The sequence below is a fragment of the Pseudarthrobacter sp. NPDC092202 genome, assembly GCF_044755505.1.
Taxonomy (GTDB): domain Bacteria; phylum Actinomycetota; class Actinomycetes; order Actinomycetales; family Micrococcaceae; genus Arthrobacter.
Map to the genome: position 1 here is coordinate 499,067 of NZ_JBIVRG010000002.1, position 14,660 is coordinate 513,726.

11 protein-coding genes and 1 pseudogene are annotated in these 14,660 nt (G+C 65.7%); 3 read left to right on the forward strand and 9 right to left on the reverse strand.

Annotated features, from left to right (window positions below):
- Window positions 1–56: 56 nt before the first annotated feature.
- The 3 genes from nrdE to nrdH form a co-directional block, all read right to left on the reverse strand.
- Entirely contained in the window at window positions 57–2,177 is a 2,121-nt protein-coding gene (gene nrdE / locus ACIQF4_RS05730) for a class 1b ribonucleoside-diphosphate reductase subunit alpha (RefSeq protein WP_188808735.1), read from the reverse strand.
- 20 nt (window positions 2,178–2,197) lie between these two features.
- Entirely contained in the window at window positions 2,198–2,668 is a 471-nt protein-coding gene (nrdI, locus tag ACIQF4_RS05735) for a class Ib ribonucleoside-diphosphate reductase assembly flavoprotein NrdI (protein ID WP_400514790.1), read from the reverse strand.
- Between the two features lie 76 nt (window positions 2,669–2,744).
- Entirely contained in the window at window positions 2,745–2,990 is a 246-nt protein-coding gene (gene nrdH / locus ACIQF4_RS05740; protein ID WP_066276552.1) for a glutaredoxin-like protein NrdH, read from the reverse strand.
- 462 nt (window positions 2,991–3,452) lie between these two features.
- Here nrdH and ACIQF4_RS05745 point away from each other — a divergent pair, with 462 nt between their 5' ends.
- On the forward strand, window positions 3,453–4,001 hold the full coding sequence (locus tag ACIQF4_RS05745; RefSeq protein WP_400514474.1) for a TspO/MBR family protein: 549 nt from the start codon (window positions 3,453–3,455) through the stop codon (window positions 3,999–4,001).
- Between the two features lie 15 nt (window positions 4,002–4,016).
- Here the strand turns inward: ACIQF4_RS05745 and ACIQF4_RS05750 are convergent.
- From ACIQF4_RS05750 to ACIQF4_RS05765, 4 genes and pseudogenes are all read right to left on the reverse strand, one after another.
- Window positions 4,017–5,734 (reverse strand): annotated as a pseudogene (locus ACIQF4_RS05750) (long-chain-fatty-acid--CoA ligase).
- A gap of 162 nt (window positions 5,735–5,896) precedes the next feature.
- Window positions 5,897–7,282, reverse strand: a complete 1,386-nt coding sequence (locus ACIQF4_RS05755; RefSeq protein WP_400514477.1) for a class I SAM-dependent methyltransferase — start codon at window positions 7,280–7,282, stop codon at window positions 5,897–5,899.
- Entirely contained in the window at window positions 7,279–8,010 is a 732-nt protein-coding gene (locus ACIQF4_RS05760; RefSeq protein WP_400514479.1) for a DUF1365 domain-containing protein, read from the reverse strand. The genes ACIQF4_RS05755 and ACIQF4_RS05760 overlap by 4 nt, the downstream gene beginning before the upstream one ends.
- Window positions 8,007–9,407, reverse strand: coding sequence for an NAD(P)/FAD-dependent oxidoreductase (locus ACIQF4_RS05765; protein WP_400514480.1), 1,401 nt, complete (start codon window positions 9,405–9,407; stop codon window positions 8,007–8,009). Before ACIQF4_RS05765 ends, ACIQF4_RS05760 begins: the two co-directional genes overlap by 4 nt.
- A 120-nt stretch (window positions 9,408–9,527) precedes the next feature.
- Here ACIQF4_RS05765 and ACIQF4_RS05770 point away from each other — a divergent pair, with 120 nt between their 5' ends.
- Together ACIQF4_RS05770 and ACIQF4_RS05775 are read left to right on the forward strand one after the other, a co-directional pair.
- Window positions 9,528–10,445: a LysR family transcriptional regulator gene (locus tag ACIQF4_RS05770; protein WP_400514482.1), complete on the forward strand. Its 918-nt coding sequence runs from the start codon at window positions 9,528–9,530 to the stop codon at window positions 10,443–10,445.
- A gap of 45 nt (window positions 10,446–10,490) precedes the next feature.
- Window positions 10,491–10,997 (forward strand): DUF2004 domain-containing protein, encoded by a 507-nt coding sequence (locus tag ACIQF4_RS05775; RefSeq protein ID WP_350002480.1) that lies wholly within the window; start codon window positions 10,491–10,493, stop codon window positions 10,995–10,997.
- Between the two features lie 80 nt (window positions 10,998–11,077).
- On the opposite strand, the gene metE is transcribed toward ACIQF4_RS05775, so the two are convergent.
- Both metE and ACIQF4_RS05785 read right to left on the reverse strand, forming a co-directional pair.
- Window positions 11,078–13,423 carry a 5-methyltetrahydropteroyltriglutamate--homocysteine S-methyltransferase gene (metE, locus tag ACIQF4_RS05780; RefSeq protein WP_400514484.1) on the reverse strand — a complete coding sequence of 782 codons (2,346 nt, stop codon included), beginning with the start codon at window positions 13,421–13,423 and terminating at the stop codon, window positions 11,078–11,080.
- A 78-nt stretch (window positions 13,424–13,501) separates the two neighbouring features.
- A complete protein-coding gene (locus ACIQF4_RS05785; RefSeq protein WP_400514487.1) occupies window positions 13,502–14,464 on the reverse strand; it encodes a methylenetetrahydrofolate reductase in 963 nt (320 codons plus the stop codon).
- Window positions 14,465–14,660 lie beyond the last annotated feature (196 nt).

Sequence of the window (14,660 nt, forward strand, 5' to 3'; positions counted from 1 at the left end):
AAAGCGTACGACGGCGGGCGGGCACCCGCCGTCGTACTGGCACATTTAGTTGAAGATTAAAGCATGCAGGAAACGCAGCCCTCAACCTCAGTCCCTTCCAGCGCAAGCTGGCGGAGACGGATGTAGTAGATGGTCTTGATGCCCTTCTTCCAGGCGTAGATCTGGGCCTTGTTGATGTCCCGAGTGGTGGCGGTGTCCTTGAAGAACAGCGTCAGGGACAGGCCCTGGTCCACGTGCTGGGTGGCAGCGGCGTAGGTGTCGATCACCTTCTCGTAGCCGATCTCGTACGCGTCCTGGTAGTACTCCAGGTTGTCGTTGGTGAGGTACGGCGCCGGGTAGTACACGCGGCCCAGCTTGCCTTCCTTGCGGATCTCGATCTTGGACGCCACCGGGTGGATCGAGGAGGTGGAGTTGTTGATGTAGGAGATCGAGCCCGTGGGCGGAACAGCCTGCAGGTTCTGGTTGTAGATGCCGTGCTCCATGACCGAAGCCTTCAGCGCCAGCCAGTCAGCCTGCGTGGGGATGTGCACGTTCTTGAACAGCTCCGCAACCTTCTCGGTCTGCGGAACCCATTCCTGCTCCGTGTACTTGTCGAAGAACTCGCCGGAGGCGTACTTGGACTTCTCGAAGCCGCCGAAGGTCTGGCCGGTCTCGATGGCCAGCAGGTTGGAGGCGCGGACCGCGTGGTACACCACGGAGTAGAAGTAGATGTTGGTGAAGTCCAGGCCCTCTTCGGAACCGTAGTGGACCCGCTCCCGCGCCAGGTAGCCGTGGAGGTTCATCTGGCCCAGGCCGATGGCGTGGCTCTGGTCGTTGCCCTTGGCGATGGACGGCACCGAGGTGATGTTGGACATGTCCGACACCGCCGAGAGCGAGCGGATGGCCGTCTCGATGGTCAGCCCGAAGTCCGGCGAGTCCATGGTCTTGGCGATGTTCAGCGAGCCCAGGTTGCAGGAGATGTCCTTGCCGGTGTCGTCGTAGGACAGGTCATCGTTGTACGTGGTGGGCTGGGAGACCTGGAGGATCTCGGAGCACAGGTTGGACATGATGATCTTGCCGTCAATCGGGTTGGCCCGGTTCACGGTGTCCTCGAACATGATGTACGGGTAGCCGGACTCGAACTGGATCTCGGCGAGGGTCTGGAAGAACTCGCGCGCCTTGATCTTGGTCTTCTTGATCCGGGAATCGTCCACCATCTCGTAGTACTTCTCGGTGACCGAGACGTCGGAGAACGGCATGCCGTAGACGCGTTCGACGTCGTACGGGGAGAACAGGTACATGTCCTCGTCACGCTTGGCCAGCTCGAACGTGATGTCCGGGATCACGACGCCCAGCGAGAGGGTCTTGATGCGGATCTTCTCGTCCGCGTTCTCGCGCTTGGTGTCCAGGAACCGGTAGATGTCCGGGTGGTGCGCGTGCAGGTACACGGCGCCGGCACCCTGGCGGGCACCGAGCTGGTTGGCGTAGGAGAAGCTGTCTTCGAGGAGCTTCATCACGGGGATGACGCCGGAGGACTGGTTCTCGATCTGCTTGATGGGTGCGCCCACCTCGCGGATGTTGGTCAGCGCGAAGGCCACGCCGCCGCCGCGCTTGGACAGCTGCAGGGCGGAGTTGATGGAGCGGCCGATCGACTCCATGTTGTCTTCGATGCGGAGCAGGAAGCAGGAGACCAGCTCGCCGCGCTGCTTCTTGCCGGCATTCAGGAACGTGGGCGTGGCCGGCTGGAAGCGGCCTTCGATGATCTCGTCCACCATCTGCAGGGCAAGCTGCTCGTTGCCGCGGGCCAGGTGCAGGGCAACCATGCAGACGCGGTCCTCATAGCGCTCCAGGAAACGCTTGCCGTCGAACGTCTTCAGCGTGTAGGACGTGTAGAACTTGAACGCGCCCAGGAAGGTCTCGAAGCGGAACTTCTTCTTGTATGCGCGGTTAAACAGCTCACGGATGAAGTTCATCGTGTACTGGTCCAGCGTTTCGCGCTCGTAGTAGTCGTTCTTGACCAGGTACTCGAGCTTCTCTTCCAGGTCGTGGAAGAACACGGTGTTGTTGTTGACGTGCTGCAGGAAGTACTGGTGCGCAGCCTCACGGTCGGCCTCGAACTGGATCTCGCCATTGGGGCCGTACAGGTTCAGCATCGCGTTGAGCTCGTGGTAGCCCAGGCCCTTGTACGCTGCGGGCATCTCGGGCTTCTCGGCCCTGGTTACTTCTGTGTCTGCGACAGTCGTGTCCAAAACGTGTCCAATCCATTGTTTACGCGGGCCACGTCTTCTGGCGTGCCCATTAATTCGAAGCGGTAGAGGTGCGGTACTCCGCACTTGGCGGCGATGATGTCCCCCGCCATGCAGTAGTTGTCCCCGAAGTTGGTGTTGCCGGCCCCAATAACACCCCGCAGAAGCTCCCTGTTCTGCGGGGTGTTCAGGAACCGGATGACCTGCTTGGGAACGGAACCCTCTCCCCCGGTGCCGCCATAGGTGGGCACCACCAGCACGAACGGCCGGGTGGCGAGGAGGGGTGCGTCCTTGGCTAAGAGTGGGATGCGGGCCACCTCACGGCCAAGCTTCGAGACAAAGCGGCTGGTGTTCTCGGATGCCGAGGAAAAGTAGATGAGCCGGCTGCCGGTGACTACCGGCGGGACCGGCACTGAAGGATCCACACGCTGAGCCGCGTGGATGTCCTGGACTGCTGGTGTTGCCGTTGAAGTCACCTCGGCTGGTTGCTGGCTGCCGGAAGCCGCCAGGGAAAGGGTCTTATGCCACAGAGGAAACGGCTGAGAGTGCCAGTTCCTCGATCTTGTCCGGGCGGAAACCTGACCAGTGGTCCTGGTCCGTGACCACAACGGGAGCCTGCATGTAGCCCAGGGACTTCAGGCGCTCGAGGGCCTCGGCGTCCTGGGAGATGTCAACGCTCTGGTAGGTGATGCCCTTTTTGTCGAGCGCCCGGTAGGTGGCGTTGCACTGAACACAAGCAGGCTTTGTGTAAACCGTTACGGTCATGGTTCCTGTCCCCTTTTCTGGAAAACTTGCTGGTCCGGTGTCCCCGCCCAAGCTGTACCTAGATACTACATCTAGTGCAGACGCCTCTTTGGAACCCCAAGATGATGTATTACAAGTATGTCATTTAATGCACTTTTAATCCACAGGCAGGTGCCCCCAAAATGTCCGGAATCCCGCTGTTTTTGTGGACGAAGTCCACACCCTGTGGAGTACTTAGCCACATTTTTCGCCCAGCGTGTCGGGGAAAAGACGGCGTGTCGGATGGTGCCGGCTCCTGCCAAGGAAGAGTCCAGAATCACTGCATGTAGTGATCCATTCGGCCCAGGACGGCCGGCTGCCGGAGCCGTAGCATCAAAGGTGCAGGAGCAGCTTTCCCGGGCAGCGCACGGGCCGGTCGCGGCCCCAGCGGCGGGATCCAATAGGACTGGCAGGGCAATCAGGACCGATAGAGAGGGCTCAACGATGAAACTCACCACATTGGCATGGAGCACGGCCGCAACCGCAGCAGCCGCTGCTGCGGGCGGAGCAGCGACAGACCCGAACAGCAGCTGGTACCGTCGGCTGCGGAAGCCCGGGCGGCAGCCGCCGGCGCTTGCCTTCCCTGTCGTGTGGACGGCCTTGTACGCGGATCTCGCAGTGAGTTCCGCCGTCGCCCTGGACAGCGCCGCCACAAAAGATGCTGCGGCCGGGCGGAACAGCACCGCAGCCGGGACTACCTCGACAAACAGCAAGGGCAACCGACCGGAGGTCCGCGCCTACCAGGGCGCCCTCGCGGCCAACCTAGTCCTCAATGCCACCTGGAGCTGGCTGTTCTGGCGCTCCCGCCGGCCCTGGCTCGCCGCAGCGGAAGCGGCATTGCTGGCGGCCAGCAGCGCGGACCTGGTGCGGCGCACGTACCGGTTGAACCCCCGGGCCGGAGCAGCCCTCGCCCCCTACGCCGCGTGGTGCGGCTTCGCTACCGTCCTGTCCGCGTCAATTGCCCGGCTCAATTCCGGCAGCGGCAGCCGTTGACAGCAGTACGCCGGTTCAGCCCCGCGCCAGGAGGTTGTCCCGGATCTCCCGGCGCAGGACCTTGCCAATGAGTGAGCGCGGCAGCGAGTCCAGAATGACCACCCGGCGCGGCACCTTGTAGGCGGTGAGGTGTTCCCGTGCAAAAGACAGGAGTGCGTCGGGATCGACGGTGGTGCCCGGAACCGGAACCACCGCGGCCACCACATCCTCGCCGCCTCCGCCGCGCGGCAGCCCCACCACCGAGACCTCCGCAACATCCGCAAAGGTGGCGAGGACCTCCTCCACCTCGCTCGGCGAAACGTTGAAGCCGCCGGTGATGATCAGTTCCTTGATCCGGTCCCGGATGGTGACGAAGTGGTCGTGGTCCACGGAGACGATGTCGCCGGTACGGAACCAGCCGCCCTCGAGCAGGGCGTCCTCGGTCTCCTCTGGCCTGTTCCAGTACCCGTTGAACACCTGCGGGCCGCGGATCAGGAGCTCCCCCTCCTCACCCGGGGCACGGTCCAGCGCCACGTTGCGGGGGTCCACCACCCGGATGTCGGTCAGCGGAAACGGTACTCCCACGGTGCCCGGTTTACGGGTGGGACCGAACGGGTTGCCGATGGCGATGGGAGAGGTTTCGGTCAGCCCGTAGCCCTCGATCAGGTAGCCGCCGGTGGCTTTCTCCCACGTCTCTACCGTCGCCGCCGGCAGGTTCATGGCCCCGGAGATCGAAAAACGAATGCTTTCCAGCCCGATGCCCCGTTCCGCTGCCGCGGCGGCAATCCGGTCGTAGATCGGCGGCACCGCCGGCAGGAACGTCGCCGGGGACTTCCTGAACGCCTTGAGTACAAGGTCCACGTCGAATTTGGGGAACAGGACCAGCTTCGCCCCGATACTCAGCGCGAAGGTCATGCACAGCGTCAGTCCGTATGCGTGGAACAGCGGCAGCACTGCGTAGACGGTTTCCCGGCCTTTGTTGAGCCCGGGCACCCAGGCCCGGCCCTGCGCAGCGTTGGCCTGCAGGTTGGCGTGACTCAGCATGGCGCCTTTCGGCGAACCGGTGGTCCCGGAGGTGTACTGCACGACGGCGGGTCCGCCGCCGCCGGGCGCGGATGCTTCTTCCGGAGAGCGCCGTTTTCAAGGAGCTGCCGCCATGACAGCACGTGCCGCAGGGCAGGAGCGGCGCTGCCTTTCGCGTGGTCCCTGCCAACGGTCAGGGCGGCACGGGCTTTGCGGGCAGCGGGAACCGGGAGCCGCAGCGCCAGCCGCTGCAGCAACGGCATTGCGGGGATAAGCTCCACGGAGACGATAGTGCGGAGCCCGACGTCCGCCGGCAGCTGGCGGACCCGCTCCACGGCCTTGTCCCATACGATTGCGACGACGGCCGCGTGGTCTTCGAACAGGTGACGCAGTTCGCGGTCCGTGTAAAGGGGGTTGTGCTCGACCACCACGGCGCCGAGGCGCAGCACCGCATGGAACGCAATGACGTGCTGGGGGCAGTTCGGCATGACCAGGGCAACCCTGTCACCCGGCTTGACACCCAGCTTCTTCAGGCCCGCCGCGGCCCGGCTGATGAGTGTTCCGAGCTCGCGGTAGCTGGTCCGGGCTCCAAAGAATTCCAGGGCTGTCTTGTTCCCGTACCTGCGCACCGACTGATCCACGAGGTCCACCAGCGAATCCTCCGGGAGCACCGGAGCGGCGGGCACCCCTGGCCCATATGAAGCAGTCCAGGGGCGTTCACCCCAGGGCATCCCTGGCTGGGGAGCCGCTGCGTTTCCGGTGGCGCCGGACGCCTTCCGCGTGGCCTTCATCGTCATACCATCCTTGCCGCTGGAACCGCCAGTTAGCGGGCCTGGCGGCACGCCGCAAAGAATCCTACCCGTGCAGGAGCGGCAGGACACGCGGCACCGCTGCTACAGCTGCGCCTCTCGGCGGTCCAGCACAACCTGCTGGACGTCCAGGTACCCGGACTGGAATCCTGCCCGGGAGTAGCACAGATAGAACAGCCACATCCGCTGGAACACCGCGTCGAAGCCCAGCTCGCCCACCTCGCGGGAGCGCTCCAGAAACCGTTCCTCCCACAGCCGCAGCGTGGCGGCGTAGTGGTCCCCCATGCCCATCCGTTCGCGCACCCGCAGCGTGGTGTGCTGCTGGGTGATGCCCTCGATGGCGCGGACGGAGGGCAGGAAGCCGCCGGGGAAAATGTACTTGTGCACCCAGGTGTAGGCGTTCCGGGTGGCGAGCATACGGCCGTGCGGCATGGTGATCGCCTGGATGGCCACCTTGCCGCCGGGCGCAAGCACCCGGTCGATGGTCTGGAAGTAGATGGGCCAGTACTCGTAGCCCACGGCCTCGATCATCTCCACGGAGACAACGGCGTCGTATTCGCCCTCAACAGCCCGGTAGTCCTGCAGCGCCACGGTCACCTTGTCCGCATAGCCGGCAGCCGCGATGCGTTCCTGCGCGAGGGCCTGCTGTTCACTGGACAGGGTGACGCTGTAGACAGTGGCGCCGCGGGCCGCTGCCCGCAGCGCGAGCTCACCCCAGCCGGTGCCAATCTCCAGGAGCCGGGTGCCGGCCCCGACGCCGGCTTTGTCCAGCAGCCTGTCGATTTTCGCCTGCTGCGCTTCCGCCAGCGCCTCCCAACCAACAGAAACCAGCGGTCCCGCGGCGAGCGGAAACAGCGCCGACGAGTAGCTCATGGTGGAGTCGAGGAAGTTGGAGAACAGCTCGTTGGAGAGGTCGTAGTGCCGCGAGATGTTGCTGCGGGTGTTCTGCTCTGCGTTCCGCTCCTGCCGGGGCGTGCGTGGCAGGTACAGCGCGCGCAGCTTCTGCAGCGGCGCGGGAATGAGCGTGTCCACCGAGGCTGCGAAAACCTCCAGCACTCCTGCCAGGTCGCTGGCTTCCCAGTCCCCCGCCATGAAGGACTCGCCCAGCCCGATCAGACCGTTGTCGCCGATCCGCGCTTCAAACGCGTCCGGCCGGACCATGGTCATCACCGGCGCGTCCGGGCCGCCCGTGCCCAGCACGGTGCCGTCGGGGTACTCCACGCGCAGGGGCAGCCGCTTCACGGCCCCCTTGAAAAGGAGGCCGGCAGCTTTTCCGGCCACGGCTGCTTTTGCGCCCGACGGCGGCTGCGCAACTTCCGGCCACAGCTCCGGATCGATGGTGGCGGGCGACGCCGGCACCCCGGTTGCGGTCCAGGTTGCGGCATACGGCGTGGCGGCATCCTCCAGCGTCTTGCGCTGCGCCTTGCCTCCGGTGGATGCAGTTGCCTGGTTGTCGTCCGTCATTGTCATTGAACTGCCTCCTGTGAGGGGTGGTGGGGTCGGGCGACGACCGGCAGGCGTCTTGCCCAGAGTGTAATGCCCTGCACCCGGATGAGTGCGGAAACCAGCAGTGGCGCGGCGGGCACGGCCACCGCCGCCGCCAGGATGTTCCGGACCGTGGCGGGCCGGCGGACTCCATCCATGGATGCCACGAATGGCCGGTGGCCCTCGCGCTCCAGCACGATGGACACCCCCAGCCGCTCTCCCGGCGCGGGCAGCTTCATGCGGTACTGCCCGTCCACCTCGTTGAACGGCGAAACGTAGAACGCCTTCGGCACCGAGGCGCGGCCTGCCGCGTCCGTCTGCAGCAGGTAGCAGTGTCGCTCCCCGTACGTGTTGTGGACTTCGGCCACCACGCACTCAAGCTCGCCGCTGGTCCGGTAGCACCAGAACAGTGTCAGAGGGTTGAAAACGTAGCCGAAGACCCTGGCGCTGGTCAGCATGTGGATCGCGCCGCCGTCGGGCTCTATGCCCTGGGTGCGCAGGAACCGCTCCACGTTGCTCCGAATGCTGGCGCGCGCATCCCCCAGGTGGTCGCCGGAGCGGAACACGGCAAGCGGGCGGAGCAGGAACGGAAGGCGTGGCAGCCGGTCCACGTCAACAAACCAGGAGTAGCTGCGGTAGGTGAAGGCGTTCTTCAGAGGTGTGCGGCGCACGTGTGAGATCGCTGTGCGGTAGATCGCTGCCTCAGTTGTCATGCCGGCTCAGCCGCGGAAAGCAGCTCCCGTTCCCCGCCGTCCTGCGAATCCACCGGATCGGCAGCCCGGGCCACCGGCCACATGCGGCCCAACGACTCAGCCGCCCGCACGCCGGAGAGTGCGCCGTCCTCGTGGAAGCCCCAGCCCAGGTAGGCGCCGGCGTAGGCAATCCTGTTGTCGCTGAGCCCGGCGATCGCCTGCTGGGCGCGCAGCGATTCGGGCGTGTACTGCGGGTGCTCGTACACCATCCGTTCCAGGACCCGGTCACCGGCGATCAGCTCCGACTCCCCCAGGCTCACCAGGTATGGCTTGCCATCCGCCGGGCTGAGCCGCTGCAGCCGGGTGAGGTCATAACTGACAAGGACTTTGTCCGGCCGGGCGTCGCAGGAGGGAAGGCGGTAGTTCCAGGACGCCCTGGCGTTGTCCGCGGAGGGCAGGACGGCCGGGTCCTGGTGGAAAACAGTGTGGTTGACCGAGTACGGCATCCCGCCCAGCGCCTCCTTCTCCCCAGGAGTGGCATCGGCAAGGAATCCCAGCGCCTGGGCGGGGTGGGTGGCAATGACGACGGCGGCGAAGTCTTCCGTCCCGTGATCAGTGGTGACCTCCACGCCGTCGGGATGGCGCCGGATGGCGGTCACGGGCGTTTTCAGCCGGACGTCCGCCAGCGTGGCAGCAAGCTTCTCGACGTACCTGGCTGAACCGCCGCTGACCGTCCGCCACTGCGGGGATCCCTTCACGCCCAGCAGGCCGTGGTGGCCAAGGAAGGTGAAGAGGTAGCGGGCCGGGTAGGCCAGGGCTGTGGTGGGGTCGCAGGACCACACGGCGCTGACCACGGGGGTCATGAAGTGCGAAACGAAGTAGGGGCTGAACTTCTCGCGCTCCAGGAACTCGCCCAGGGTGGGTTCAGGAACGTCCAGGTCCGGGTTCACCGAGGAAACCGGTGCCGTGGCCAGGAGCGCCCGCGCCTTGCGGTAGAAGCGGGTCACTTCCAGCAGCATCAGCAGGTAGCGGCCGCGCAGCAGGCTTGAGGGCCGGGCGATGATGCCGCGTCCACCCTCGCGGGCTCCTGCGTACTCCAGCCCGCAGCCGTCACACCGGATGGACATGCTCATCTCGGAGTCCTGCGTCTCCACCCCGAGCTCCGCGAAAAGCCGCAGCAGCGTGGGATAGGTCCGCGTGTTGTGCACAATGAAGCCGGTATCAACGCCGATGGTGGAGCCGTCCGCCTGCGGCATGTCATGCGTGTGGGCGTGCCCTCCCAGCCGGGAATCCGCTTCGAACAGCGTCACGTCGTCCTGCCTGTTGAGGACGTAGGCCGCGGTCAGGCCGGCCACGCCGCTGCCGACAACGGCCACCCGCCGCCGCCCGCCTCCGGTTACTGCTGGGTCAGGTGACAATGCATGCTCCTCTGCTGGACATTTGCCAATGCTAGAGGGCAATTCGGCACCGTCGCGCCAGCGGATGGGTGCGGCGCCGGGCAACTTCTTCAGCGCCGGGCGGCGGAGTACTGTGGGCAGGTGGTAAACCCGGTACACCTGAAGACCCTCCTGGAGGTCACGCGGCTCGGCTCCTTTGCGGCCGCGGCCGCCACGTTGGGCTATACGGCCTCAGCCGTCTCCCAGCAGATGACCGCCTTGGAACGGGACACCGGCGTCGTCCTGTTCCAGCGCTCGGCACGCAGCGTGGTGCCCACGGAAGCCGCCGTCGTCATGACCCGGCACGCCGCCAAAGTGCTTACGGACATCGAAGCCCTCATGGCAGCCGCCTCCAGGATCCAGGACTCGGCCAACCAGGAACTGCGGCTGGGGATCTTCCCCAGCCTGGCCACGTACGTCCTGCCGCGGATCCTGAAGAACCCGGCGTGGAAGAAACTCGGCATCGACCTCCAGGTGTCCGTGGCTGAACCCGGGCAGACCATCCAGGGGCTGCGCACCGGCGGCGAACTGGACCTCGCCGTGGTGTTCCAGGTGGGGCAGACAGGCTTCGCGTGGCCCAATACCATCAACCGGCAATGGATCGGCGACGACGACTTCCGGGTGGTGCTGCCTGCCGGCTGGGGCTTCCGCAGCGACGCAAAAGTCGCCGCCGACCACCTTTCCGGGATGCCCTGGATCATGCACCATCCGGGAACCAGCGACGCCATGGTGATCGAGCGGCTCTTCGCCGGCTGCAACCTGCATCCGCGCGTGGTGGCCCACAGCGACGACTTCCACGCCAGCCTTGAGATGGCGGCCGCAGGCCTGGGGGCGGCGCTGGTTCCGGAACTGGCGCTGCGGAACAAGCCCGCCGGCGTCGTGGTGCTGGACGTTCCGGAGATCCGGCTCGCCAGGAACGTCTTTGCCCTCATCATCAACGACAGGAAAACCGCACGGGTCCAGCTCTTCGTGGACCTCCTGGCCGAGACTCTCGCCGGAATGCGCACCGCCGTGAATTAGGCCTGAACGCTGGAATGAGCCGCTGTTCAGGTCTATGTTGAAACTATGAGCAAGGTAGCGAGCCGGCACTTTGGAGAGATCGAACTCAACCACGGCAAGGATCATTTCGTGGCCGCGAAGCACGAGCTGCGCGGGCATCCGCTGGAACTCGACCTCAACATCACGGCACACGACCACTTCGATGAGGCCGCCCTCCGGAAGGTGGACTACCGCCTGAGGTTCCTGCCCGAGCTCGTGGACGAGGTCCGGGACATGATCGCCGAGGAGCTGGAGCAGGAAGGCACCAGCCCCCAGGAGTACCTGCACTTCCACTGCAACGCCCTCAAGGACGAGCACCTGCAAAAGGTCTTCGGCGTCTCCGACCGCAGCCAGCTCACCAACGAAGTCTTCCTCAAAGCCCTGAAGCTGGGGCACGTGGGCATCTATCCCGGCCAGCCCGAGCGCTACTTCGTCCTGGACTTCACCCTGGGCGAGCACTTCACCGATGAGGTGCTGGTGGCCTCGGCCGATGAAGACGGCGTGGTGGACGACGAGATCGTCTGGGAGTCCTGAGCAGGATGATTTAAAGAACGACGGCGGCTGCCCACCTGAGGTGGGCAGCCGCCGCTTCTGCTTAATGCTGGCTTGCGCTGCTACTGCTTGGCTGCCTCCAGCAGACCGGCGCGTACCGCCTGGGTTGCCTTGACCAGGTTCCGTAGGGAATCCTCGGTCTCGGCGTAGCCGCGGGTCTTCAGGCCGCAGTCCGGGTTGACCCAGAGCTGGCGGGACGGAACGTGCTTGACGGCGGTGGCCAGCAGCTCGGTCACCTCAGCTTCGCCCGGCACACGCGGTGAATGGATGTCGTAGACGCCCGGGCCAACGCCGCGGCCGAAGCCGTGGGACTCGAGGTCGTGGACAACCTCCATGCGGGACCGTGCGGCCTCGATGGACGTGACGTCCGCATCCAGTCCGTCGATCGCGTCGATGATCACGCCGAACTCGGAGTAGCAGAGGTGGGTGTGGATCTGCGTGGCGTCGCCAGCACCGGCGGTGGCCAGGCGGAAGGAGTCCACGGACCACTTCAGGTAGTCGGCGTGGTCTGCCTTGCGCAGCGGAAGGAGTTCGCGCAGTGCGGGCTCGTCCACCTGGATGACCTTGATGCCGGCAGCTTCGAGGTCCGCGATTTCGTCACGGAGGGCCAGGCCAACCTGGTTGGCGGTCTCGGCCAGGGGCTGGTCGTCGCGGACGAAGGACCAGGCCAGGATGGTGACCGGGCCGGTGAGCATGCCCTTCATCGGCTTGTTGGTCAGGGACTGTGCGTACTTGGCCCATTCAACCGTGATCGGGGCACTGCGGGTGACGTCGCCCCACAGGATGGACGGACGGGTGCAGCGTGAGCCGTAGGACTGGACCCAGCCGTGGACCGTGACGTCGAAGCCTTCGAGGTTCTCGGCGAAGTACTGGACCATGTCGTTGCGCTCGGGCTCGCCGTGCACCAGGACGTCGTAGCCGAGTTCCTCCTGGAGCTCAACGACGCGCCGGATCTCGTCCTTCATGAGCTTTTCGTACTGCCCGTCGGTGAGGTCGCCCTTGTTGTTGCGTGCGCGGGCCGAACGGATCTCGGAGGTCTGCGGGAAGGAGCCGATGGTGGTGGTGGGCAGCGGCGGCAGGTGCAGCGCCTCTTCCTGCGCGGCCTCGCGGACTTCGTAGGCTGAGCGGGTGAAGTCAGCAGCGGCCAGCGCTTCGGTACGGGCACGGACGTCGGAGCGGCGCACGCCTTCTGCGGTGGCGCGGGACGCGATCACGGCTGTTGCTTCATCGATGGCCGCCCGGGCGGAAGCGGGATCCGCCAGGTAGGACGCGAGGGTCTTCACCTCCACGGCCTTCTGGTCCGAGAACGCCAGCCAGCTGCGGAGCTGTTCGGAAAGCTGCACCTCCTCGGCAACGTCATGCGGGACGTGCTGGGTGGAGGTGGAGGTGGAGACGGCGACCTTGCCGGCAGCTGCCTTCAGTGCATCCAGCTTGGCGGCGGAAGCGGCGAGGTCATTGCGCCAGATGTTGTGGCCGTCCACGACGCCGGCAACGAGGGTCTTGCTGCCCAGGCCGGCAAGTGCCGCGGCGGAGGGAACACTGCCCTTGAAGACATCGATGTGGAGGGCGTCGATGTTGGTGGCAGCGAGGGTGCCGAGCTGGCCGTCCAGTGAGCCGTACGGAGTGGAGGCGAGGATCTGCGGGCGGTTGGCTGCGGAGGTGAGGACCTCGTAGGCGCGGGCCACGGCGGCCTCGATCTCGCCGGCCGGGGTGTCCTGGTCCACCACCAGGGCAGGCTCGTCGAGCTGGACCCAGCTGGCGCCGGCGGCGGCGAGCTTCTCCAGGAGCTGGACGTAGACGGGCAGGATGTCCTCGAGTCGGGACAGCGGCGCGAAACCGGCGGGTGCGCCGTCTGAAGCCTTGGACAGGAGCAGGTACGTGACAGGACCCACGATGTAGGGGCGGGTCTCGATGCCGTTGGCCAGTGCGAAGGCGAACTCGTCAACCTTGGCGGTGGAGGCGGGGGTGAACTCGGTCTCCGGGCCGATCTCCGGGACCAGGTAGTGGTAGTTGGTGTCGAACCACTTGGTCATTTCCAGCGGCTGCTGGTCCTTGGTGCCGCGGGCCAGGGTGAAGTAGCCGTCGATGTCCAGCTGCCCCTGGCCGTTGAGGAGCTTGCCGAACCGGGCGGGCACGGCGCCCAGGTGGGCGGTGGTGTCCAGGACCTGGTCGTAGTAGGAGAAGGTGCCCGGCACTGCGGCCGGTTCGGTGAGCCCGAGTTCCTGCAGGCGGTTGGCGATGGTCAGTTGGATGTCCTTGGCGGCGGCATCCAGGGCGGCGGCGTCGATCCTTCCCGCCCAGTAGGCTTCGACGGCCTTCTTGAGCTCGCGGCGGCGGCCGATGCGGGGGTAGCCCAGGAGGGACGCGGCGGGGAACGGAGTGCGGTTGGGCGTGTTGTTTTCAGACATGGCAAATCCTAAGAGTTGGGTACAGGTCCGCGGTGGCGCGGAGAAGGCAGTGCAGGAGGAGGCAGTGCAGTACGAGGTTCAGCTGGCGAGCTGGCGGGCAACTGCGTCCGGGCGGATGCCGGAATGGGTGCGCCGCGGAAGGGCCAGTTTGTCCAGCAGCTCCAGGGCGCTCTGGTGTTCATTGAAGGTGTAGATGTGGATGCCGGGCGCACCGGCCTGCAGGGCTGCGTTGGCAAGGTCCACGGTAGCGTCGACACCAATGCGGAGCCGTTCAAGGTCGTTGTCCGCTGATGCCAGGCGCTCCAGCAGTTCAGGAGCAGGCTCCACTCCGGTGAGTTCGCCGAGGCGCCGGACGCGCCGGAGGCTGGTGAGGGGCATGACCCCTGGAATGATCGGGATGGTGACCCCGGCACGGCGGGCCCTGGTGAGGAGGTCCGCGTACTGCACGGTGTGGAAGAAGACCTGCGTGATGGCGAAGTCCGCGCCGGAACGCTGCTTGGCGAGCAGCACCTCGACGTCGTGCGCCTCGCTGGGCGACTCCGGGTGTCGGGTGGGATAGGCCGCCACGCCAACCGCGATCTTTCCTGCGCAGAGCAGTGCCGAACGGCGCTGCTCAACGCGGCGGATCAGCTCGATCAGGTCCTGGGCGTATCGGAGCGAGCCGGCAACCGGCTCCGCGCCGTCCTTGGGAAGGTCGCCGCGGAGCGCCAGGATCCCCCGTACACCGGTGTCCAGCAGCTCACCGATGATGCCCGCCAGCTCCTGGGGCGTGTTGCCCACGCAGGTCAGGTGGGCCAGCGGCCGGAGGGTGGTTTCCAGCAGGAGCCGGTTGATGAGTTCGACGGCGGTGTCCCGGTTTGAGCCGCTGGCACCGTAAGTGACGGAGACGTAGTCCGGAGCGGTGGTTTCCAGTTCCCGGATGGTGGTCCAGAGGGTTTCCGCGGCTGCCGGCGATCGGGGCGGAAACAGCTCGTAGGAGAGCGCCACCGGAGCGGTGTCGGAGAGGTTCGGGTGTGTGTCAATAAGGCTTGGTGGAGACATTTGCATCCTTGGCTTTGGGCCATTGGGGGCAGTCGTCGAATACGACGGCAGACCGGCAATGAATTTGAGTTTGGGGAACACGGAAGAACTCCACAGGACGCAGCCGCGACTGTTACGCCTGGATTGAAGTTGTCCGTGAGCAAATGTCAGGCCCACATGGGGGCACCCACACCCTCCAGAAGGAGGATCGCTGACA

Excerpts from the sequence above, each read along its gene's own strand:
- ACIQF4_RS05745 (WP_400514474.1), top strand. The coding sequence starts at position 3,453 with ATGAAACTCACCACATTGGCATGGAGCACGGCCGCAACCGCAGCAGCC.
- ACIQF4_RS05755 (WP_400514477.1), bottom strand. The coding sequence starts at position 7,282 with ATGACAATGACGGACGACAACCAGGCAACTGCATCCACCGGAGGCAAG.
- ACIQF4_RS05760 (WP_400514479.1), bottom strand. The coding sequence starts at position 8,010 with ATGACAACTGAGGCAGCGATCTACCGCACAGCGATCTCACACGTGCGC.
- nrdH (WP_066276552.1), bottom strand. The coding sequence starts at position 2,990 with ATGACCGTAACGGTTTACACAAAGCCTGCTTGTGTTCAGTGCAACGCC.
- metE (WP_400514484.1), bottom strand. The coding sequence starts at position 13,423 with ATGTCTGAAAACAACACGCCCAACCGCACTCCGTTCCCCGCCGCGTCC.
- nrdE (WP_188808735.1), bottom strand. The coding sequence starts at position 2,177 with ATGCCCGCAGCGTACAAGGGCCTGGGCTACCACGAGCTCAACGCGATG.
- ACIQF4_RS05785 (WP_400514487.1), bottom strand. The coding sequence starts at position 14,464 with ATGTCTCCACCAAGCCTTATTGACACACACCCGAACCTCTCCGACACC.
- ACIQF4_RS05775 (WP_350002480.1), top strand. The coding sequence starts at position 10,491 with ATGAGCAAGGTAGCGAGCCGGCACTTTGGAGAGATCGAACTCAACCAC.